Annotated in this window: 2 protein-coding genes; both read left to right on the top strand. The window is 67.4% G+C overall.

The genetic code is table 11. The features are described 5' to 3' along the window. Nucleotides 1-480 (top strand): XdhC family protein (locus EOA60_RS33360; RefSeq protein WP_128312638.1); only part of this gene is annotated, 480 nt, incomplete at its 5' end. Beyond that, a partial coding sequence (locus tag EOA60_RS33355; protein ID WP_164899782.1) for a molybdopterin-binding protein occupies nucleotides 477-1298 on the top strand: 822 nt, incomplete at its 3' end. The genes EOA60_RS33360 and EOA60_RS33355, both read left to right, overlap by 4 nt.

The following is a 1298-nucleotide window of genomic DNA, read 5'->3' as shown; positions in this document are numbered from 1 at the left end:
CGCCTGGTGGTGGTCGGAGCGGTGCATATCAGCCAGGCGCTGGCGCCGATGGCCAGGATCGCCGGCTATCCGGTCGAGATCATCGATCCGCGCACCGCCTTCGCCACGCCGGAGCGCTTCCACGATGTGGCGCTGCATGCCGAATGGCCGGAAGATGTGCTGAAGCGCAAGCCGCTCGACAGCTACACCGCGCTAGCCGCCGTCACCCACGATCCGAAAATCGACGATTTCGCGCTGAAGGCGGCGCTCGACGCCAGGTGCTTCTATGTTGGGGCGCTTGGCAGCAGGAAGACTCACGCCAAGCGGGTCGAGCGTCTGCTGGCGCTCGGCGCCAGCGCCGACCAGATCGCCCGCATCCATGCACCGATCGGGCTGGACATCGGCGCCGCGAGCCCGGCCGAGATCGCCGTCGCGGTGCTGGCACAGACCATCCACGCCTTCCGCTCGCGCGGCCTGGAAAGCAAAGGCGCGGTGGCGTGAAGTTCGGCCCGATCGCGATCGATGAGGCCGAAGGCGCGGTGCTGGCGCATGCGACCACTGCCGGCGAGCGGCGATTCCGCAAGGCGCATCGGCTGAACGGCGAGGACGTTGCTGCGCTGAAGGCGGCCGGCATCAGCGAAGTCGTCGTGGCCGTTCTGGCTCCCGATGACCTCGGCGAGGATGCCGCAGCCGAAAAGATCGCGTTGAGCATGTCCCATCGCAACGTGGAGACGAAGTCCGCTGCAACGGGACGCGTGAACTTGCATGCCGAAGCCGCAGGCGTCTTCACCGTCGACGCCAAGATGATCGACGCCATCAATGCCATCGACCCGGCGATCACCATCGCTACCCTGGCGCAGCACGCGCCTGTCGAGGCGGGCCAGATGGTGGCGACGGTGAAGATCATTCCGTTTGCCGTCGCTGCGAGCCTAGTCGATGCGGTGGCCAGGATTTGCGCCGGCGGCGAAATCTGCGCCGTCAACGCCTATCGCCCGGTCAATGTCGGCGTGATCCAGACGACGCTGCCCGGCTTGAAGCCGAGCGTGCTCGACAAGACGCTGCGGGTCACCGAGGCGCGGCTGGCGCGCTCCGGCGGCCGGCTGAAGGCGGAGCGGCGCACGCCGCATGACGTGACGCTTGTTGCGGAAGCAGCAAGCGCGCTGGCGCGCGACAACGACATGGTGGTGATCTTCGGCGCCTCGGCGCTGGCCGATTTCGCCGATGTCATCCCTGCCGCGATCGAGAAGGCGGGCGGCAAAGTCATTCGAGCCGGCATGCCGGTCGATCCCGGCAATCTGCTGGTGCTCGGAACGCTCGAC

The sequence above is a fragment of the Mesorhizobium sp. M1A.F.Ca.IN.020.06.1.1 genome (genome assembly GCF_004023265.1).
GTDB lineage: Bacteria > Pseudomonadota > Alphaproteobacteria > Rhizobiales > Rhizobiaceae > Mesorhizobium.
The sequence above is the reverse complement of the archived record's forward strand: the minus strand, read 5'-3'. Positions and strand labels throughout refer to the sequence as shown.